The sequence below is a fragment of the Porphyromonas miyakawae genome, from assembly GCF_045865415.1.
GTDB classification, from domain to species: Bacteria; Bacteroidota; Bacteroidia; order Bacteroidales; family Porphyromonadaceae; genus Porphyromonas; species Porphyromonas miyakawae.
This window is the reverse complement of the sequence record NZ_BAAFSF010000001.1, coordinates 607,278-627,157: the sequence shown is the minus strand read 5'-3', so window position 1 is coordinate 627,157 and position 19,880 is coordinate 607,278. Positions and strand designations below refer to the sequence as shown.

General features: G+C 44.4%; 18 protein-coding genes, 2 tRNA genes and 1 riboswitch. Of the genes, 18 read left to right on the top strand and 2 right to left on the bottom strand.

Annotated elements, in window-relative coordinates:
• Positions 1 to 123 precede the first annotated feature (123 nt).
• The 18 genes from ACLWMH_RS02545 (at position 124) to ribB (ending at position 16,794) form a co-directional block, all read left to right on the top strand.
• A complete protein-coding gene (locus ACLWMH_RS02545; RefSeq protein ID WP_411915185.1) occupies positions 124 to 1,146 on the top strand; it encodes a radical SAM protein in 1,023 nt (340 codons plus the stop codon).
• 196 nt (positions 1,147 to 1,342) lie between these two features.
• Positions 1,343 to 1,417 (top strand) — tRNA-Val (locus tag ACLWMH_RS02540).
• Positions 1,418 to 1,478: 61 nt separating this feature from the next.
• Positions 1,479 to 1,556, top strand: a tRNA-Val gene (locus ACLWMH_RS02535).
• 97 nt (positions 1,557 to 1,653) lie between these two features.
• Positions 1,654 to 2,223, top strand: coding sequence for a 50S ribosomal protein L25/general stress protein Ctc (locus ACLWMH_RS02530; RefSeq protein WP_411915184.1), 570 nt, complete (start codon positions 1,654 to 1,656; stop codon positions 2,221 to 2,223).
• A gap of 56 nt (positions 2,224 to 2,279) precedes the next feature.
• Positions 2,280 to 2,858: an aminoacyl-tRNA hydrolase gene (pth, locus tag ACLWMH_RS02525; protein ID WP_411915183.1), complete on the top strand. Its 579-nt coding sequence runs from the start codon at positions 2,280 to 2,282 to the stop codon at positions 2,856 to 2,858.
• Between the two features lie 11 nt (positions 2,859 to 2,869).
• Complete coding sequence (locus tag ACLWMH_RS02520; protein ID WP_411915182.1) at positions 2,870 to 3,289, top strand: RNA-binding S4 domain-containing protein; 420 nt, start codon at positions 2,870 to 2,872, stop codon at positions 3,287 to 3,289.
• A gap of 160 nt (positions 3,290 to 3,449) precedes the next feature.
• On the top strand, positions 3,450 to 4,052 hold the full coding sequence (locus ACLWMH_RS02515; protein ID WP_411915181.1) for a riboflavin synthase: 603 nt from the start codon (positions 3,450 to 3,452) through the stop codon (positions 4,050 to 4,052).
• An 11-nt stretch (positions 4,053 to 4,063) separates the two neighbouring features.
• Positions 4,064 to 4,612 carry a nitroreductase family protein gene (locus tag ACLWMH_RS02510; protein WP_411915180.1) on the top strand — a complete coding sequence of 183 codons (549 nt, stop codon included), beginning with the start codon at positions 4,064 to 4,066 and terminating at the stop codon, positions 4,610 to 4,612.
• A gap of 2 nt (positions 4,613 to 4,614) precedes the next feature.
• Entirely contained in the window at positions 4,615 to 5,763 is a 1,149-nt protein-coding gene (locus tag ACLWMH_RS02505) for a DNA/RNA non-specific endonuclease (RefSeq protein ID WP_411915179.1), read from the top strand.
• 101 nt (positions 5,764 to 5,864) lie between these two features.
• The gene (locus ACLWMH_RS02500) at positions 5,865 to 6,656 is read left to right on the top strand and encodes a sulfide/dihydroorotate dehydrogenase-like FAD/NAD-binding protein (protein ID WP_411915178.1); all 792 of its coding nucleotides are present in this window, start codon (positions 5,865 to 5,867) and stop codon (positions 6,654 to 6,656) included.
• Between the two features lie 13 nt (positions 6,657 to 6,669).
• Positions 6,670 to 8,142 carry an NADPH-dependent glutamate synthase gene (gene gltA, locus ACLWMH_RS02495; RefSeq protein ID WP_411915177.1) on the top strand — a complete coding sequence of 491 codons (1,473 nt, stop codon included), beginning with the start codon at positions 6,670 to 6,672 and terminating at the stop codon, positions 8,140 to 8,142.
• 9 nt (positions 8,143 to 8,151) lie between these two features.
• The gene (gene priA, locus ACLWMH_RS02490; RefSeq protein WP_411915176.1) at positions 8,152 to 10,599 is read left to right on the top strand and encodes a replication restart helicase PriA; all 2,448 of its coding nucleotides are present in this window, start codon (positions 8,152 to 8,154) and stop codon (positions 10,597 to 10,599) included.
• A 595-nt stretch (positions 10,600 to 11,194) separates the two neighbouring features.
• A complete protein-coding gene (rplM, locus tag ACLWMH_RS02485; RefSeq protein WP_411915175.1) occupies positions 11,195 to 11,650 on the top strand; it encodes a 50S ribosomal protein L13 in 456 nt (151 codons plus the stop codon).
• A 22-nt stretch (positions 11,651 to 11,672) separates the two neighbouring features.
• Positions 11,673 to 12,059, top strand: coding sequence for a 30S ribosomal protein S9 (gene rpsI / locus ACLWMH_RS02480; RefSeq protein ID WP_411915174.1), 387 nt, complete (start codon positions 11,673 to 11,675; stop codon positions 12,057 to 12,059).
• A 119-nt stretch (positions 12,060 to 12,178) separates the two neighbouring features.
• Positions 12,179 to 13,120 (top strand): 30S ribosomal protein S2, encoded by a 942-nt coding sequence (gene rpsB, locus ACLWMH_RS02475; protein ID WP_411915173.1) that lies wholly within the window; start codon positions 12,179 to 12,181, stop codon positions 13,118 to 13,120.
• Positions 13,121 to 13,137: 17 nt separating this feature from the next.
• Entirely contained in the window at positions 13,138 to 13,962 is an 825-nt protein-coding gene (gene tsf, locus ACLWMH_RS02470; RefSeq protein WP_411915172.1) for a translation elongation factor Ts, read from the top strand.
• Positions 13,963 to 14,049: 87 nt separating this feature from the next.
• A complete protein-coding gene (locus ACLWMH_RS02465) occupies positions 14,050 to 15,786 on the top strand; it encodes a 4-alpha-glucanotransferase (RefSeq protein WP_411915171.1) in 1,737 nt (578 codons plus the stop codon).
• A gap of 109 nt (positions 15,787 to 15,895) precedes the next feature.
• A riboswitch (FMN riboswitch) is annotated at positions 15,896 to 16,016 on the top strand.
• A gap of 103 nt (positions 16,017 to 16,119) precedes the next feature.
• The gene (gene ribB / locus ACLWMH_RS02460; protein WP_411915170.1) at positions 16,120 to 16,794 is read left to right on the top strand and encodes a 3,4-dihydroxy-2-butanone-4-phosphate synthase; all 675 of its coding nucleotides are present in this window, start codon (positions 16,120 to 16,122) and stop codon (positions 16,792 to 16,794) included.
• Between the two features lie 153 nt (positions 16,795 to 16,947).
• On the opposite strand, the gene ACLWMH_RS02455 is transcribed toward ribB, so the two are convergent.
• On the bottom strand, positions 16,948 to 18,771 hold the full coding sequence (locus tag ACLWMH_RS02455) for a fimbrial protein (protein ID WP_411915169.1): 1,824 nt from the start codon (positions 18,769 to 18,771) through the stop codon (positions 16,948 to 16,950).
• A gap of 366 nt (positions 18,772 to 19,137) precedes the next feature.
• On the bottom strand, positions 19,138 to 19,782 hold the full coding sequence (locus ACLWMH_RS02450; RefSeq protein WP_411915168.1) for a BACON domain-containing protein: 645 nt from the start codon (positions 19,780 to 19,782) through the stop codon (positions 19,138 to 19,140).
• Between the last annotated feature and the right edge of the window lie 98 nt (positions 19,783 to 19,880).

The window sequence follows — 19,880 nt, the reverse complement described above, 5'->3', positions numbered from 1 at the left end:
CAAATATAATCACTAATTGTGACGTAAATGATAAGCACCCTACAAAAAAGTAAGATTGCCTGCATTCAGGGAATACTTACCTTTGTGTAGGTGTAGAAGTTTTCACCATCTCAATATTTTACGATGAAATGGAATTCTCTGCTACAGAAGACAGCACGCAAGGTTAGCCACAAAGGAGGCGATAGACTTAAGTTACTCTCAGTTTGGGGAGCACATTTGATGGGGCAACGCTATATAGGAGTCTTTATAGATCCCATCTTAGCTTGTAACCTACGATGCCAGATGTGCTACTTCAGCGACCATGCGTACAGAGCTACCTTACAGGGGAGACTTACCGCGGAGGACTGTGATCAGTTTGCTGCCAACCTCTTTCCTCATGCGCTACGATTACAAATAGGATGTGGTGCTGAACCATCTCTTGCTCCGGATATGGTGATTCGATTGATTCAATTAGGGAGACAGTATAAAGTACCCTTCATCTCTGTTGTAACAAATGGGAATCTATTAACTTCCGACATCCTTCAGGAAGCCGTCACTGCCGGACTCAATGAGCTGATTTTATCCCTGCACGGTGTGCGAAAAGAGACCTATGAATCATTGATGGTCGGAGCTAAATGGGAGCGTTTTATCAGTCTATTAGAAAGCCTAAAGAAACTGAATAATCCCCCTGCGGTACGGTTGAATTACACAATGAATAAGGATAATATTATAGAGCTCAGTGCCCTTCCGGATCTAATCCGCGACTATCCGATTACAACTGTCCAGCTACGCCCTATCCAAAAAATTGGAGAATCGGCATATCAGGACTTTTCCATGAAACCACTTCTGGATGTGTATGATGAGATAATAGAGCCAACTGTAAGACGGCTGCGCACAACCGGGATAGAGGTGTTCTGTCCGGACAAGAAGAAGATGAGCGTAACAGCCACTCCTCCACGACACTTGGCAAAGCTTTTTGAAGAGGTCACCTATTATTACCTATCACCACAGAGCAACGGACCGGGAATAGTGGACTTTCGTAAAGTTTCTTTTTTAGATTATACACGAAAAATACATCTCGCTAAAAAGCTCTTTCATGCCATTCTATTAGAGAAGAATACTCTATCGGTAAAAGCTTTACACACAACTAAAAAGCTCAATTATTGATCACACCCCCTCTTTTCACCCAAGAGAGCATAAAACAGGGGAGAAAAGGAGTAGAAAAAGTCTTTCAAGGGACATTTTGCAAATAATTTATGAGGGGTAAGTATTGTTACATTAGAAAAAAGTTGTACCTTTGCACCACTGCAAACGAGAGAAGAGCTGAAGCGAAGCTCTTGGCAGGAAAGCGAAAGGCTGATTAGGGCTCATAGCTCAGCTGGTTTAGAGCATCTGTCTTACAAACAGAGGGTCATAGGTTCGAATCCTATTGGGCCCACCCATTCAGTCAACAAACGTTTCTGCAACTCGTAGACGCATCTACATATATACTATGGTGAGGGCTCATAGCTCAGCTGGTTTAGAGCATCTGTCTTACAAACAGAGGGTCATAGGTTCGAATCCTATTGGGCCCACCAATTTCCTCCTCAATGTCCCCTTCCCACAAGAAGGGGACACGTGTGATGGGAAATTAGCATGACTAATTTTGAGTAACACTATTAGAAGAAGAACAACATGAAGAGGTTCCAATTAAAAGCTGAGGTACGTCAAGACCTCGGGAAAAAAGCATCTAAAGAGTATCGCCAAAAAGGCATTGTTCCCGTTGTATTATATGGTGGCAGCGAGAACCATAATCTCTTTGTACATGAAGCTGATATACGCAACTTGATCTATACTCCCGATATTTTCGTAGTAGACTTAGAGGTAGAAGGGAAAGTAATACCGTGCGTAATGCGTGAAGTACAATTTCATCCGGTTACTGACCATGTTTTACACATAGACTTCTTGGAAGTAAGAGAAGATAAACCTATTGTAATGGCAGTACCTGTTGTACTTGAAGGTCATGCTGCCGGTGTACGTGCAGGGGGTAAGTTAGTACGTGAGCTACGTAAGCTTAAGGTAAAAGCTACCTACAACAATATTCCCGAAAAACTTCACATTGATGTATCCAATCTGGAATTAGGTAAAACGATCCAGGTAGGTGAGCTCTCATTCGACAATTTAGAGCTCATGAATGCTAAAAATGCTGTTGTTTGTGCGGTACGCTTGACTCGTGCAGCCCGCGGAGCACAAGCAGCACAATAAAGACTCCGTGAGTTGCAGGACACCTATTTTCCCCTGACAATCTCCTTTTTGAACAAATGAAATACCTCGTAGTAGGGTTAGGTAACGTGGGGGCAGAATACGCCTCCACGCGCCATAATATGGGCTTTATGGTTGCAGACTGCTTAGCTGAAGAAGTAAAGGCTTCTTTTAGCGTAGCACGCTATGCAGCAGTAGCAAAGGGCAGAATAAAAAATGCTGAACTGATAATTATAAAGCCTTCAACTTATATGAACCTTAGTGGCGATGCTGTCCGCTACTGGATGACAGAAGAGAAGATCCCTATTGAACGGATACGAGTTATCGTAGATGACTTGGCTCTTCCCTTCGGAGAGATACGTCTTCGAGCAGGCGGCAGTGCAGCAGGACACAATGGATTAAAGCACATAGAACAACAGCTGGGCTCGCGCAATTATCCACGTTTACGCATGGGAATTGGACACGATTTCAATCGCGGAGAGCAAATTGACTATGTGCTCGGGCACTTTTCTGACTTAGAGAATGCACGTATGCCCATTCTTTTAGAGGCAGCTGTAAGCGCAATCGTGGATAGCTGCTTGGAGGGAGTTGCTCGCAGTATGAACAAACACAACAAACAGCTCTTTTTAGAGCCATAGAAAGAAAGCCATTGGAAAGCATCCGAATAGATAGTTTTCTCTGGTGCGTGCGCATCTTCAAGAGCAGAAGCAAAGCAGCCGAAGCCTGCAAAAAGGGACGCATCACGATATCAGGAGTAAATGCCAAACCGGCGCGCATGATACAAAGAGGCGATATAATAGAAGTGAAGAAGCCACCTATCGTATATAGCTTTAAGGTATTAGATATACCCAAGAACCGTATGGGGGCCAAATTGGTACACTCCTTTGTAGAAAACGTAACAGCTCCTGAGCAATACGAACTCTTAGAGCTACAGAAGCTATCCGGCTTTATCGGACGTGCCAAAGGCGAAGGAAGACCCACAAAGAAAGACCGACGCGACCTTGATGCATTTATGGAAGATATACCGGAGAGCTTTTTCTTTGGAGACGAATTTGACTTTGACGACTAACGTGCAATGTATCAAAGTAGAGAGAAAGGGCTGTTGATAGCCCTTTTTTCATTTCAGGAGAGGATAAATAAGCAAACCTAAGAGTCAACTACTGCAATGGGAATGACACATTAAATAAGTATCTTTGTAGAAGACCAATTAGTAACAACAACGATATAATATGTTTTCAGGAATAGTAGAAGGAATGGCTGAAGTGGTCGGGTTAGTACGGGAGGGAGATAACCTACATATTACACTTACAACCCCGATAGCCAAAGAGCTTACCATTGACCAAAGTGTGTCTCACAATGGGGTCTGTCTAACCGTAGTACGACAAGAGGGAGAGTGCTATACGGTGACTGCTATTCGGGAGACACTCGAAAGAAGTAATTTGGGCCTGCTTCAGAAAGGTAGTAAGGTAAACTTGGAGCGTAGCATGAAAATGGATGGCCGTTTGGATGGACATATTGTACAAGGTCATGTCGATTGTAAAGCTACTTGCAGAAAAGTACGTGAAGCGGACGGAAGCTACTACTTTCTTTTTGAATACGATGTACCACAAGAGATGGCTCGTAAGGGGTACACAACAGTGGAAAAAGGGAGTATAACGGTAAATGGAGTTAGTCTGACTGTATGTAACTCCGAGTATAATAGCTTTGAGGTGGCTATCATACCCTACACGTTTGAGCATACCAACTTCTGCCAAATCAAGGAGGGTACAATAGTCAATTTAGAGTTTGATATTATTGGCAAATACTTAGCTAAACTAAATAGCTACTGCTAATTAGCAAAAAAATGGAAAAGGAAACTTTATACGCTCTCTTCAAAGCACGCCAAAGTGATCGCAAATTTGACCCCGATCGCAGTGTAGATCCGGTGATTGTACAGCGTATTATAGAGGGTGCTATACAGGCCCCTTCAGCTGTAAACCAACAGCCCTACTCAGTAATTGCGGTCACTGAAAAAGAAGAAGTAGAGCGCATCAGTAAAGCGGCTCTTAAGGGGGTCGCTATTAATCAATTTATGACAAGTGCCCCGGCACATCTCTTTATCATAGGAGAGCGCAGCTCTATATTGGGATCTATTGGAAACTTAGTCCGCAATATCAATTACGTACCCTTTGACATCGGTATTTTCATGGGTTATATCTGCTTAGCGGCTGAAGCAGAAGAATTAGGGAGCTGTATATTAGGCTCCATAAACGGCAATGAGGTAGCCCACCAATTGGGCGTTCCATCAAGTAAACGGGTGCTTTTTGATATTCTATTAGGCTATTCAGTAGATAAAAAACGCGAGAAAAAGCGTCGCCCAACGGAAAAGGTTCTGCACTTTGAGAAATGGTAACAATGAATAGAATTGCTGCGATACCACTGTATATACTGCTCTTCCTTACCTTAGGGTGCCAAAGCAACACAAAGGACCCGGAGCATAAATCCACTATCTCGCTAACTACGGTAGCCGGAGAGAGACAATTGTATTTACAAAACGAAGCTCGTAGTTTTTTTATTCAATTAAAGTCTAATACAGACTGGGAAGTGCTCCTCCAAGGAGTGAGCGCTGAAGTAATCTCTCTTACCCCCCAAAAAGGCTCTGCCGGACAACATGCGTTAGCTGTCTCCGTAGAAGCTAATAAAGGCGGCTTGAGGGAAGCTCTCGTAATAGCGCGCTCCCTAAAGGGAGATGCAGCTGATACTTTATATATCATTCAAGAGGGAGAGAAAAGTGATAAAGAGCGCATTTTAGGAGATACCACACTCATAGAGTTACCTCGTCTGAGTGGGGATGCAAATGACTTCTTTATAACTCATAAGGTGGAAAACGGCACACGAGTTAACTACTCATTAGAGTGGAACTGCAAAAAATATCATTCTCGCTGGGTTTGTTTTTCTTTTGATCAGTATACCGCTCAAATCAATACCAAACGGAGTAATGCTTGGAGCTGGGATCCACTCGTTCCCACGAAGTACGAAGTGTACCGAAATGATTTTGAGAGTCGTACGTATGCTCGCGGACACATGGTCGCCTCTTTCGACCGCATCTATTCGTCAGAAGCAAATATACAAACCTTCTACTACACCAATATGAGCCCTCAGCGCCATGAACACAATGAAGGCATTTGGAGCCAGTTGGAAGGAGTAGTACAAGGCTGGGCACGATCGATGGGCAAGAATGAGAAGCTATATATAGCTAAGGGTGGAACCATTAGAGATGATCAGATAGAGTCTCACCGAAGTAATAACAAACTGGTAATACCTAAATATTATTGGATGGCCATAGCTCGTCAGAATGGCACTGAGTGGCATGCAATAGCCTTTCTTACTGAGACAGCTCGGCCTGTCAAGTTGGCAGGAGGGGTGGTACCTATGGCCCTTTCAGTAGATGAGTTAGAGGCATTCACAGGGTTGGATTTCTTCTATCACTTGCCGGACGATATAGAGAATCGAATTGAGGCAGAAAACCCAACAGCCAACAAGCTCTATTGGCCGGGGCTTTAGTACACTAGAAACAATAAAGCAATGAGGTGCATAATCCATCCATCTACGTCGTGATCTGTTTTACAAAACCTCTATGCCTTATTATTTGATACCAAGGAAACATGTTTAAGATTGTAGAAAAGAAATATTTATCCCCTCGAGTGGCTCTACTCCGTGTAGAAGCTCCTCGTATAGCGAAAGCAAGGCGTGCCGGACACTTTGTGATTGTCCGTGCGACAGCAACAAGCGAACGCATTCCCCTCACTATAGCACAAGCGAATGTAAAGGAGGGCACCATCACATTAGTCGTACAAGGTGTAGGTAGTTCATCTAACCAACTCATAGCACTCCAAGAGGGGGACTGTGTCCATGACATTGTAGGTCCCTTAGGGCAAGCCACCCATATATCTAAAGTAGGTACTGTACTTTGTACCGGGGGAGGGGTAGGTATCGCTCCCCTACTTCCTATTGTAGAGGCTTTTCATGCAGCCGGGAATCGGGTAATCACTGTTTTAGCAGGTCGCACCAAAGAGTTGGTTATTTTCCAAGATGAGATGAAGGAAGCCTCAGATGAGGTAATCATCATGACCGATGATGGTTCATTGGGAGAGAAGGGATTGATCACTGATGGCATTAAAAAAGTTTTAGAGCGTGAGCATGTTGATAGATGTGTTACTGTAGGTCCTGCTATCATGATGAAGTTTGTTTCCCAACTAACTAAGGAATATAACATTCCAACGATTGCCTCCCTCAATGCTATTATGGTAGATGGAACCGGTATGTGTGGCGCATGCCGTATTACTGTGGATGGTAAAATGCGCTTCGTGTGTGTTGATGGGCCGGAATTTGATGCCCATAAGGTGAATTTTGATGAGCTATTAATGAGACTCAACGCATTTAAAGCAGCCAAATAGGAGGGAGGTACATATGATTGACTACAATCAAATCAAACAACGCAGAAACGAAAGCTGGCGAGAGGAGCTGCGCAAGCAATATAGTCCTAAGGAGCGCACCACTATTGAGCGTACCAAAATGCCGGAGTCTGATATAACGAAGCGCACCGCCTCTCTTACTTTGGAAGTAAACCAAGGTCTCAGCGAACAGCAAGCGCTCGTAGAAGCAAGACGCTGCTTAGATTGTGCTAAACCCTCCTGTATGGAAGGTTGTCCGGTGGAGATAAATATTCCCTCCTTTATTAAAAATATAGAGAGAGGTGAATTTAAGCAGGCAGATGCCGTTTTACGAGAAACAAGTTCCCTACCGGCTGTATGCGGACGCGTGTGTCCTCAAGAGAAACAGTGTGAAGCGCATTGCATATACCACACAATGAAAAAAGAGCCGGTGGCAATTGGTTATTTAGAGCGCTTCGCAGCAGATTGGACCCGCAATCACACTGACGTAGAACCCCATCTATCTATTCCGCACAATGGCAAGAAAGTAGCAGTCGTAGGTAGTGGTCCGGCAGGATTGTCCTTTGCCGGTGATATGGCAAAAGAGGGATATGAAGTAACTGTTTTTGAAGCCCTTCACGAGGTTGGAGGGGTACTGCGTTACGGAATTCCTGAGTTCCGCTTACCCAATCAAGTTGTTGATGCTGAGATAAAACGCCTTAAGAGTCTCGGGGTTTCCTTTGAGACAAACACAGTAATAGGAGCTACGCTTAGCCCTGAGGATCTGGAAAAGATGGGCTACGTGGGTATTTTTATTGCCTCCGGTGCAGGACTGCCTAATTTCATGGGTATTCCGGGGGAAAATTATGCCGGGGTAATGTCCAGTAACGAGTACTTGACCCGCGTTAACCTCATGCATGCCGGTACTCCCGACAGTGAGACACCTGTTTTTACCGGACGCTGTGTAGCCGTCATTGGAGGGGGCAATACGGCAATGGACTCTGTTCGAACGGCTAAGCGCTTAGGGGCAGAAAGAGCAATCATTGTTTATCGAAGAAGCGAAGAGGAGATGCCTGCTCGCTTAGAAGAAATACATCATGCTAAAGATGAAGGGATTGAATTCCTTACGCTTCACAATCCTATTGAATACAAGGCTGATGAAATCGGGCGAGTCAATAAAATGCTACTGCAGAAGATGCAATTAGGAGCACCGGATGCCTCCGGAAGGTGCAGGCCGGTTCCTATCGAAGGAGCCATTGAAGAGATTGATGTAGATGTCGTCATTGTTAGCATTGGGGTTTCTCCTAATCCATCAATTCCGAGACGCTTTAGTGGATTAGAAGTTACCGACAAAGGGACTTTAGTGGTAAATGATACCAATCAGACGTCCCTTCCCTATGTTTTCGCCGGCGGAGACATTGTACGCGGTGGTGCCACCGTCATTTTGGCTATGGGAGACGGACGACGTGCTGCTGCAGCCATGCACACCTACCTCTCCCAACAGAAATAGTGCAAAGTAATGGTAGCCCAAATACTCCTCCCTTTACCCATAGATGGCACTTTCAGCTATTTGATCCCGGAGGAGTTAGAGGGGAAAATAAAAGAAGGGAACTTCGTAGTAATTCAGTTTGGTAAAAGACACTTCTACATAGGTATAGTGGTGGCTCTTTTGGAGGGAAGCCACTTATCCAAAGAAGGGTTGAAGCCTATTGAAGCCCTACTACCGGATCATCCCTCTATCAGTCGAGAAGAACTTAATTTTTGGCAATGGATGGCGAGCTATTACATGGTATCGCAAGGTACCATTATGCGTCTTGCGTTGCCGAAAACACTTCTTCCGGAGAGCGAAACCCTAATTTGCATCAATAGAGAATTATTGGAAAATTATACCGCTTCTGACCAAGCGACCGAAGAGGGGCTTGCTCGCCTTTATGAGTATGGTAAAGAGGTCATCCCATTTGATGAAGTCATTTCTCTATTGGGGAAAGGGGGAAGCAGACGGTACGATAAATTGGTGGAGGCGGGTATATTTGTTCCGAAGGAGGCTCTTTCAGGATTTAACAAAGCAATCGGCATACCTCAGATTGCATTTTCACCACAATTTCAGTCTGATGAAGCACTGCAGCAGCTCCTAGACAGCAAGAGAAGACAACCGGCACGCAAAGCGCTCATTGAGAGGTTGGTGCTATTACAGGAAGAACTTAATCTTCCTCTCCGGGCAGTAATTGACAAAGCCCGCTTAATTGATAAACAGCCCAATAGAAACACTCAACTTCGGCAGCTCATAGAAGAGGGGATCCTGAGTGTCTCTTATGCAGCCCCCAACGTTGAACAGAGCGTCATTGATCTCACAGAGCCGGTATTACTTTCCGATGAAGAGAAGCTTCGGGACGATAAACCCAACCTATTTGTTGCCCACTCCTTTACAGAAGAAACCGCCTTCATTGTAAAACAACTCCAATATACCCTATCTCGGGGACATAGTGCCCTGCTCATTCTTCCTCCATTCAGCACCATTGAAGGCAACGATGCGCTCTTTTCTCTTTTTCCGGAACTCAAGAGCTTTCCCCTAGTTTTCTTCGATGGTAATGCAAACGATCTCAGGCGCGCAAAGGCTATCAAGACAATTAAAGAAAGCACTACCCCACTTATCATAGTAGGGCATCGTCCAGCCGCCTTCGCTCCACTGACAAATGTCGGTCTAATAACTATTTTTGAGGAGCAGGATCCCTATTACAAGCAAAGGGATGGGTTTCCCCGTTATCATGCTCGAGACATGCTTGTCTGGCGTGCTCTACAAGGCAAGATACCTCTTTTACTCACCTCTATCAATCCTTCTCTTGATAGCATCTACAACACAGAAGTTGGCAAATGGCAGTTGATTAATTCCATTCCGTCTGCCGCACCACGAGCTATTGAGGTTATTGATCTAAAAAGAGAGCGTAAAATAAGACGTCTCCTCCGAGATAGGATTATATCCGTACCACTGAAGGAGACTATGAAACAAGTTATTGCTCAAAAAGGCAAGGTGCTCATCATCACTCCTCAGAAAGGCTTTGCGCCCTATCTACTCTGCCCAGAGTGTGGAGAGACCCCTAAGTGTATCCATTGCGATGTATCGCTCACGTATCATCGGCGACTAAATAGACTGGTATGTCGCTATTGTGGGTTCTCTACCTCCGTACCCGCTTACTGTCCCTCTTGTCAAAAAAAAGGAAAAGAAAATATAGAGTGGCTACGCATCGGCTACGGAAGTGAACGAGTAGAAAATGAACTAACGAAGCTCTTCCCCAATACCCACATCGTACGTATTGACGCCGAGACAACAGCACGCACTTCACACCGGGCTGCCCTTCGGCAAACCATCTATTCAGGAGAGGGAGACATCTACTTGGGTACACAAATGATCACTCGCATTTCCTCATTAGAAGGCGTCAAGTTGATTGTTTTCTCCGAATTAGATAAGCTAACCTCTATCCCATACTTTCGCATTGATGAGGAACTATTTGACCTTTGCTATGTACTCTCCATACGTTATCCGGACGCCTCTTTTCTATTCCAAACAACTGCTCCCGACCATCCGATTATAGACACACTCCGCAATGGGCAACGCCTCAACCTTCTTAAGGCTTTGCTTGATGAGAGGAAGTTTTTGAGGTTTGCACCTGTTTATCGAATGATACGTATTGAAATGAAAGCAACGAACCGCGACCTGCTCATAGCCTTTGCAGAGCGGTTGAGTGAGCGTCTTCGTGCACTACCCCATTTCATTCAGGTGGATGGCCCCATAGAACCTTTTGTGTCAAGAGTAAAACTTCGATACATACGCCATATCGTCCTCAAGTTAAATTCCCAATATAGCAGCACTTCCACCCGGCAAAGCATCCAACACACGGTAAAAGCCATACAGCAGCAAGCTTGCTTCAAACAAAAAGTAAGTGTTGCCTATGACGTAGATCCCTACTAAGAAGCCTTAGGATAAGGGTTTCTAAGGATCCATATTTCTCCACAAAAAAAAACATCTGTATCTTTTTGTCAAAAGATCTATACTTCTCAAACAAAACATCTATACCTTTCACTCAAAAGATCAGAACCTATTTTCGAAGTCTATTGGAATAGGGGTCAACCATTGCCCAAGAATCTCTAACTCAAAGGGCTCTATCCAAGTAAGTACTTAGAGATTTCTTGCATACTTAAAGTAAGAAAGGTTTGGCCATCGCAGAAAAAAAACATAACTTTGCAGTCGCTGATTGATATCAGAAGAGCAGAATGAATGCCTCGATACAAGAAGCAACGGCAACAGCTTCCTACTACGAGAGGGATTCGCACTTCCCGCGCCGTCCAATGCGGGAGATTAGCTGTGCGATAGGTGAACCATCTTTGTAGAAAAGAGCAGGAGTCCATAATACACCTTGGTTAACCCAAGTAGCAACCTAAACAAAGGGTTGAGCAATAAAGTCTGTCCAATAGACTATTGCACTATCGGGGGAGATCAATGTGGATTGTGGTATGTCGGCTTTTGATTAGAGGACTTAAATAAACATATTAGAAGCAATAAAGAAGTGAATACTTTAAGCTATAGGACTATTTCGGCTAATGCACAGACAGCTACCAAAGAGTGGATTGTGGTAGATGCCGAGGGGCAACAACTCGGACGGCTTTGCTCCAAAGTAGCAAAGCTGCTGCGTGGTAAATACAAGCCCAACTTCACACCACATGTTGATTGTGGCGACAACGTGATCATTATCAACGCAGATAAGATACGTCTAAGCGGAAACAAGTGGGAAGGTCGCGAATACATTCGTTTTACCGGATATCCCGGTGGCCAACGCTTTTACACCCCGCGAGATCTTCAGCAAAAGGGCTCTACATACCTATTCCGCAAGGTTGTTAAAGGGATGCTTCCCAAGAATAAACTGAGTGACCGACTACTCAACAATATGTATGTGTACGATGGTCCGGAGCACAAACACGAAGCACAAAAGCCTCGTCTGGTCGACCTGAACGAAATAATGTAATTAAGTAGCCTCGATAGATCAAATGGAACAAATCAATGCATTAGGTCGTAGAAAGGCGGCCGTAGCACGTGTTTACCTGAAAGAAGGTAATGGCAAGATCACAATCAATAAAAAAGATTTAGAGCAATATTTCCCCTCCTCCATGCTGCAATTCATTGTGAAGCAGCCCCTTTCCAAGTTAGGAGTAGAAGGTAAATACGATATCAAAATCAATATAAGTGGCGGAGGCTTCAAGGGACAAAGCGAAGCTGCTCGCTTGGCAGTTACGCGCGCTTTGATCAAGATTAATCCGGAAGACAAACCCGCTCTTCGCGCTGCAGGATTTGTCACACGCGACAGCCGCGTAGTGGAAAGGAAGAAGCCGGGTCGTCCCAAGGCTCGTAAGCGCTTCCAGTTCAGCAAGCGATAATCGAATAGCATGTTTAGTATCTAAACTACCGGGATGGCTTCAATCTATAGCGCCCTACCCTGTAGTTGCTAAAAGAACAGTAAAAAAGAAGGTAAACATAACACAAAAGAAGAAGCATTATGCCAAATATCACATACGAACAATTGCTCAACGCAGGTGCACATTTTGGACACCAAAAACGCAAATGGAATCCAGCAATGGCACCCTATATCTTTGCTGAACGCAACAATACGCATATCATTGATTTGCGTAAGACGCTTGTAAAGATTGATGAAGCTGCTGAAATAGCTAAACAAATCGCTTCAAACGGTAAAAAGATCCTTTTTGTAGGGACGAAAAAGCAAATTCAGGAGCCCGTTGAGAAAATGGCTAAGAGCGTGGGTATGCCCTACGTAACTGTACGCTGGCCGGGTGGTATGCTGACCAACTTCCCCACAATCCGGAAAGCCGTTAAGAAAATGGCGTCTATTGACAAAATGAGAGAAGACGGTACATACGACAATCTCTCTAAGCGCGAAAAACTGCAGATTGACCGTCAGAGAGCTAACCTGGAAAGAAACCTTGGCTCTATTGCAGACATGGTACGCCTACCGGCTGCACTCTTTGTAGTAGACGTAATCAAGGAAAAGATAGCCATCCGTGAAGCAACTCGCCTTGGCATTCCCGTCTTTGCTATCGTAGACACTAACGCTGACCCCAAACCCGTGGATTATGTAATCCCGGCTAATGATGACTCAGTAGAAGGCGTTGAGCTAATTCTTGGAGCTGTTTGCTCTGCTATTGCAGAAGGCATTCAGGAGTACAAGATGAAAGAAGTGCCTGCAGCAGAAGAAGAAACAGCCGGAGAAGAAAAAGGGGCAGAACGTGCACCTCGTGCTAATCGACGGAATCGTGCCGGTGCACGCAGAGAGCGTAACACAAATAAGGGTGTTGAGGTAGACGCACAAACGGCACAGGCTACACAGCAACAAGAAGCTATCATGGCTGAAGAAGCTTCTGCTAAGGAGGAGACTCCCGCAGAAGGCGAAGCTACAGCTGAAAATAGCGAGTCCAATAATTAAAACCACGTACCAAAACTATGGCAATTACTATTCAAGACATCGCTAAACTAAGAAAGATGAGTGGCGCAGGCCTCTCCGACTGTAAAAAAGCACTAGAAGAAACTAATGGTGACTTTGAAAAGGCGATGGAAATCATACGCACAAAGGGTAAAGCTGTTGCTGCCAAACGTAGTGACCGCGAAGCTGCTGAAGGGTGCGTATTAGCAGCTGCCAAAAAGGGATTTGCTGCCATCGTATCACTTCAGTGCGAAACAGACTTTGTAGCAAAGAATCAGGGGCATTTAGACCTTACAAAGGCTATCCTTGATGCTGCTATGGAGCATACTCCCAAAACAAAAGAGGAGTTGCTTGCTCTTCCCCTACATGATGGACGTCCTATCGCAGATCATATTACGGACCGTATAGGTAGTACCGGTGAAAAAATGGAACTGGGCAATTACGAATTTATCAAATCCGACTACACCACTTTCTATATTCACCCGGGAAACAAACTAGCCGTAATAGTATCATTCAACGAAGAGATTGATGAACGTATGGCACGTGATATAGCTATGCAGGTTGCCAGTATGAATCCTATCTCAATAGATGAAAAGGGTGTACCACAGCATGTTATTGACGAAGAGCTTAAGATTGCTCGCGACAAAGCTCGCGAAGCCGGTAAGCCGGAAAATATCTTAGATCGTATTGCTGAAGGCTCTCTGCAAAAGTATTACAAAGAAAATACACTTATGCATCAAGCCTTTATCAAGGATAATAAGCTGACCATTGCCGACTATCTGAAACAGGGCAGCAAAACTCTTCAAGTAACCGACTTCCGCCGTGTAAACCTCAACGAAGAGTAAAAAACAAGCTCGATAAAGAGATATCAATTTGCTCCCTGCGCTCAGCCTCTATGAAGATGAGCGTGGGGAGCTTGTTTATAAGGGAGTATGTCGCTACTGCAAGATACCATTACCTGTCTCCGTAAGCAATTAGACGAGAAAAGCCTACACATTACCGGATGTGCCGTACCGCTATCGGCCCTTCGTTATGAAGAAGATTCTCCTCTTGGAGGGGATCAAGGAATAGGAGATTTTGGAGCAATTACTCATCTCATACCATGGATGGTAAACCACGGTCAAAGGGTGCTCCAACTACTCCCTGTCAATGACACCACGCTCTATAGAAATCAGAAAGATGCCTACCCTTATAGTGCCATCTCTGCATTTGCATTAAATCCCATCTATGCAGATCTCAACCAGCTGCCCCTAAATGATGCCATAGATCTACAAAAAGAAGCCAACCGCCTACACCATACGAAAGAGTTACACTATGGCGAGGTGCTTCGTTTAAAAGAGGATTGGCTACACAAATACTATGTGGCTCATGAGAAAGAGATCTCCGGAGACTCTCGTATAGACACGTATATTCGTACGGAAGCGTATTGGTTGAGAGACTATGCCACCTTTTGTTACTTTAGGGATACTGAAACGAGTCTCTATTTCCATAATTGGCGAAGTAAAGCAGTACCCTCAGAAGGATCTCTTCGATACTATTACTGGGTACAATGGGTGCTAGAGGACCAACTAACAGAAGCTGTTACGGAAGCGCTTTCAAAAGGAATTGTACTAAAAGGTGACCTTCCAATAGGAGTAAGCCCATACGGAGCTGATGTACGACAGCATCCAGAGCTTTTCTATCAAGGAATGCAAGCCGGGGCCCCACCCGATTACTTTTCCCAAGAGGGTCAGAATTGGGGCTTTCCCACCTACAACTGGCAAGCCATGGAAGATGAAGGATATATCTGGTGGAAACAGCGTATAAAGCGCATGGCTCGTTTCTTTGCCTTTCTGCGTATTGACCACATATTAGGATTCTTCCGTATCTGGAGCATTCCACGTGATGGGAGGAAAGGTTCAATGGGTTATTTTGTTCCTCTCATACCACTGAGCAAAAAGGACCTTTACGCAGAAGGTATTCCCATCTCACTAATTGATCATAGTATTCCTCCCTGCGAAGATGCGCTAATACTCCCCTATCCCAGTGCAACAGGAAACGGCTATACTTTACGCTACAACCTATCTTCAACCCGATCTTTCCAACAATTAGATGGGGAGCTGCAAAAGCGTTTGACTACCTTAGAAAAAGATTTTTTTTACCATCGACAAGAAGCACTTTGGAAAGAAAATGGCACAAAGCATCTCCAAGCAATAGCCCAAGATACTCCCCTTATTCTTTGTGCCGAAGACCTTGGACTTACACCGCAATGTGTATATGAGGTACTTGCAGACTTAGGGATTATGACACTTGAACTGGAGCGATTTAGCAAAAAGTTTGGGAAGGAATTTAGCGATGCCACACTCTTTCCTTATCTCTCAGTTGCCACTACTGGGACACACGACATGCCTCCATTAAGGAAATGGTGGCATGAAGATCCGCAACGAGCTGGACGCTTCAAAGAGACCCATTCACTTCCTTTACAGCCGGACACTCCTGAGACAACTATTTTTCAGACTCTCATCAATCGCACCTTATACTCACCGGCCGCTTTAGCCATTCTGCCATTGCAGGACTGGCTTTCCGTAGATCCACACTACTTAGAAGTGACAGACTATAGGCAGGAACAAATCAACTACCCGGAGGATCAGGAACACTCATGGCTTTACCGACTCCCCTTTGCTTTATAAGGCATGATGTGCACGCAGCAATAGAAACAATTACAACTTCTACTCGCCTAAACAAGAGCTCCCTATTCAGCTGATTTGGTCTATTGGAGGAGAAACAATATCTTTGTGGTGATTTAGAAGAGGATAGGTGAAATTCCTTATCGGTGGTATAGTCCACGACTCCTATTTATAGGACTGATATGGTGTAATTCCATAACCGACGGTTATAGTCCGGATGGTATTCGAATCTGAGATATATACCTGAAGATGTATTTCAGGGTATAGCTTTCCCCCATTTGTATATCATTTCTCCTCTTGCTTGATAGTAATGGTGTTTATTTAGCATTAAATGAAATGAAACAAAGTTATTCACTTTCTCCTGATGTTGAGAATCGTATTAAAGCAGCTGTCCAAGCACTACAAGAGGGCAGAGGCATTCTTCTGGTAGATGATGAAGATCGAGAAAATGAGGGAGACATCATCTTCCCCACTTCCAATCTTACTCCTGAGAATATTGCTCTAATGATTAGAGAGTGTAGTGGCATTATTTGTTTATGCCTAAAGCCTCAGAAATGCCTTGAATTAAATCTTCCCCAAATGGTAACAAATAATACCTGCGTGAATCACACGGCTTTTACCATATCAATAGAGGCAAAGGATGGAGTAACAACCGGTGTTTCCGCTCGAGACAGACATCGAACGATTACTACTGCTGCTCGTGATGGGGCAAAACCCGATGACTTAGTTCATCCGGGACATGTATTTCCTTTGCAAGCAAAAGAAGGAGGAGTTTTTGAGCGAAGAGGACATACCGAAGGCAGTATAGATATAGTCTCTATTGCCGGGTTAGGAGACTCGGCTGTATTGTGCGAATTAACCAATGTGGATGGCACTATGTCTCGAATGCCTGAGATTGTTGATTTTAGTATAAAGCATAATATGCCGGTACTCTCTATTGAAGACATCTTTCAATACCGGCAGAGTAAGGAAGGAGGTCGGGTGTATAGCAATCTCATTGACGGCAAATAGTCTGTGTAAAAAAGGAGCGGCTAAGCTTAACTAGGGGTAGGAGTATTAGCCGCATATAAAGGAAAGCGCCTGCGCTCCAAGAGGGAGCACAGGCGCAAGCGTCATCGTAATTAGTTTGTATTTGGTTTCGCTCTATTTTAAACAAGTGCTATGTTATTCAAGCGTATCCTTGAACAAGCGGATAGTCTGTCCATACGAACGTCTATCGACATAGTTAGCAACGTACGCTGTACTTTCCGGTTTCTTAATACTAAAGCCAAAGTAGAACGCACCACCATACTTGACGAGCGGTGTAGAAGTCCAGAATAAACCTACTGAGCCCTCCCAATCAGAAGGTGTAGCACTGTTCCCCTTGAGGTTGTATCCGGAAGCCGGGAAGACACGTACTACATCAGCGGCATTATTCTGTTGCCAAAATTCCGGAGTAGCTACTTTCGCAATAGTCACACCATCAGTTACGTTTCGTGTCGTAATACGCATTACTTGGAATTCGCCTTCTTTTACGCATTCATACTTCCAAGCGGATTGGTATTCGGTTCCCTTAAAGCGCAATGCATAACATACGTTATTACCCGAACCCTTGAAATCCTGCTGACATACCATGCTCTTCTTTGCTAGCACCACTTTTTCCGAAAGACTTGATGCGTCTATAGGTGTAGTCAAAGGTATTCTAGTAACAGTATTATTAGCATTAAAAGGAATTATTGCTTTCAATTCATCAAAAGAAGGCAAATGATATTTTATACCCTCCTGTTCAAACGAGCTGAACTTAGCTACAGCAGTATCAAAATCAAAATATCCGCTCACATTGGTGGCGTACAAATCCGTTACAAATCCTGTTCCTTCCGGATTGATATTGTATTCGGCTACGTATGCCAACGGATTGATCCTCTGTTCTGCTTGCCAGATGTCGTCATCGGTATAGTCCAAAGAAGCATCTTCGTCCCAATCGAGTACTTCGATTACGTAGTTAATCTTATCCGCATTGGCAGGATCTTCTTTACCGCCCCCGTTATCACCACCGCCCGGTGTAGTGCCGTTACCCTTGGTCAGGTGCACACGGTAGATATGGTTGCGTTGCGTATTGATGAATCTACCATCCTTTTTGAAGACAATGACCTTTTGCCAAGCTTCTCCCTTATAGGTGCCTTCCAGAATTAGCTTGGTGGCTCGCTTTTGAGGATTTTCGTAGCTGTAGATGCCTTGGGTTACCAAGTAATCATTGAACCAATCGCCGTTTGCTGTATATTCCTTTGCACCAGCGTCTGCGTCCGTAGGCACTTCGTTTTGGGGCAACAGATAGGATTTAGTAATTTGGTTCTGCAGGGTTACTTTAGTCAGCTTCAGATCCTCTTCCGTAAGTTTATTGAACACGTCAAAGCGGCAAGCCAAACGACGCAACTTGATGACACCTGCATGACAAGGAACGCCTTCCTCAGTAGTTACCTTTACCGGTTCCGTGCTGAGCATGGCAAAGCCGGTTTCGCCGTGCGAAGGTAATTCGCGTTCGAAGAGCAGCTCTTTGAACTGTTCATACGACAATCCCTGTTTGAACTTTTTGATAAAGTCCTCTTTATCGCTATCATCCTTATAGCCATTAGCAATTACCTCCATATGGAAGGTACCTGCCATACCCATATCAAACTTGTATTCACCTTGGTAGGGGTCACTACCTGAAGTCTTATCGAGTTTATCATAGGTGATTACCTTTTCCACCGCTACGGGCGTATTGTTGGCACCATCGTTAGTGAATACCACCACCGTAAGGTTTTCTATCGCACGTTCGTTGGCAGCAGAAGCGGAGAGCGATGAGCTTTGATAATCAGCACGCAAAGCACCGCTTTTACTTCCCTCAAGGCTCAGCGCCACGGGGATTTTCATATTCTCTTGCAGCTGCGGCTCCCTAGCAGACTCGTTTTTACACGAAACGAGTGCCAGCGTAAGAAAGGCTGCAGCCCATAGTTTATTTAGTTTCATACTTTCTACCGTTTTAATCTATTGCATTCCATTTTCCGAAGTCTTGTACCCTTTTTGGCAAAAGGTACAGATGTTTGCTACAAAAGATATATACCTTTTAAGCAAAACATATATAACTTTCAACAGAAAGATATATACCTTTCGGATCGTTCCTTTGCATCGCTATTTTCTCTCTTGTACCAATCCGGCTTAGAGCGTATTCCGAGGTAAAACGGACACATACGACCCTCCGAGCGATTACAGGAGTTTAACGAGATGCTTTGTTATGCCTATCGGGCGAGCGGAGCTACTCGGGGAGCAGTATATTACGCTCCCCATAGCACGCTCATCGCCAGTTTCTAACCAATCAGTTAGATAGTGCTTCGCTTACTTAGGCTGCTTTACTGTCAAAGTAAACGGATCGGCACACTTAGCAGATGTAATCTTTATCGTGCCCACACGATCCTTACCGGTAGTGTTGGCTGCTACCTTAAAGGTAAACGTAGCCTTGCTGCCTTCAACCTTGGTAGCGGTAAGATCGGTCAGCCAATCATTTGTGGTTGTAACGGTGTATTCGCCGTTATCCTTGATATCGTTATTCAGTTCGAAAGTATAGGTATGTTCACCATTATCAGCTACTTCAAGCGTAGCACCATCGTAGCCCTTATCAGTAAGTCCTTCACCTTTTATATAGATGAGTGAAAGAGCTTCTTCAAAATCATCGGCATTCCAGGGCTCTTCTTCCAACGAGAAGTCAACAAAGGCATCCTGAACGTTATCAATTTTGGTACCTAAGTCAATCTTGTAAAGGAAGTTACGCTTCACGTCCTTAGCCACGGTAAACTTACCCTGAGCATCCTTGGTTTTGAAGGGGATGATGAAGATACGATCCGACTTTCCACCATATTCAGCCGTAATCTTTATATAGGTTACGTTGCCTTCGGCAGCACCCACATTCTTACCTTCGTAAAGGTAGAACGCCTTTTTGATTTCAGTTCCTTCACGCTTACCTACTTGATTGTTGGCGTCCAAAGAACAACAGATTACATTAAACACGATATTATGTATCCATCTTGATAGCTTTACGATGCGGTATTTAGTTCATTACCGTTCGTTTTTTTACAATCCCA

Coding starts and splice junctions, on each gene's coding strand:
- ACLWMH_RS02510 (WP_411915180.1), top strand. CDS start 4,064: ATGGAAAAGGAAACTTTATACGCTCTCTTCAAAGCACGCCAAAGTGAT.
- rpsI (WP_411915174.1), top strand. CDS start 11,673: ATGGAACAAATCAATGCATTAGGTCGTAGAAAGGCGGCCGTAGCACGT.
- ribB (WP_411915170.1), top strand. CDS start 16,120: ATGAAACAAAGTTATTCACTTTCTCCTGATGTTGAGAATCGTATTAAA.
- ACLWMH_RS02500 (WP_411915178.1), top strand. CDS start 5,865: ATGTTTAAGATTGTAGAAAAGAAATATTTATCCCCTCGAGTGGCTCTA.
- ACLWMH_RS02515 (WP_411915181.1), top strand. CDS start 3,450: ATGTTTTCAGGAATAGTAGAAGGAATGGCTGAAGTGGTCGGGTTAGTA.
- ACLWMH_RS02530 (WP_411915184.1), top strand. CDS start 1,654: ATGAAGAGGTTCCAATTAAAAGCTGAGGTACGTCAAGACCTCGGGAAA.
- ACLWMH_RS02545 (WP_411915185.1), top strand. CDS start 124: ATGAAATGGAATTCTCTGCTACAGAAGACAGCACGCAAGGTTAGCCAC.
- ACLWMH_RS02505 (WP_411915179.1), top strand. CDS start 4,615: ATGAATAGAATTGCTGCGATACCACTGTATATACTGCTCTTCCTTACC.
- gltA (WP_411915177.1), top strand. CDS start 6,670: ATGATTGACTACAATCAAATCAAACAACGCAGAAACGAAAGCTGGCGA.
- rpsB (WP_411915173.1), top strand. CDS start 12,179: ATGCCAAATATCACATACGAACAATTGCTCAACGCAGGTGCACATTTT.
- ACLWMH_RS02465 (WP_411915171.1), top strand. CDS start 14,050: ATGTCGCTACTGCAAGATACCATTACCTGTCTCCGTAAGCAATTAGAC.
- pth (WP_411915183.1), top strand. CDS start 2,280: ATGAAATACCTCGTAGTAGGGTTAGGTAACGTGGGGGCAGAATACGCC.
- ACLWMH_RS02455 (WP_411915169.1), bottom strand. CDS start 18,771: ATGAAACTAAATAAACTATGGGCTGCAGCCTTTCTTACGCTGGCACTC.
- tsf (WP_411915172.1), top strand. CDS start 13,138: ATGGCAATTACTATTCAAGACATCGCTAAACTAAGAAAGATGAGTGGC.
- priA (WP_411915176.1), top strand. CDS start 8,152: ATGGTAGCCCAAATACTCCTCCCTTTACCCATAGATGGCACTTTCAGC.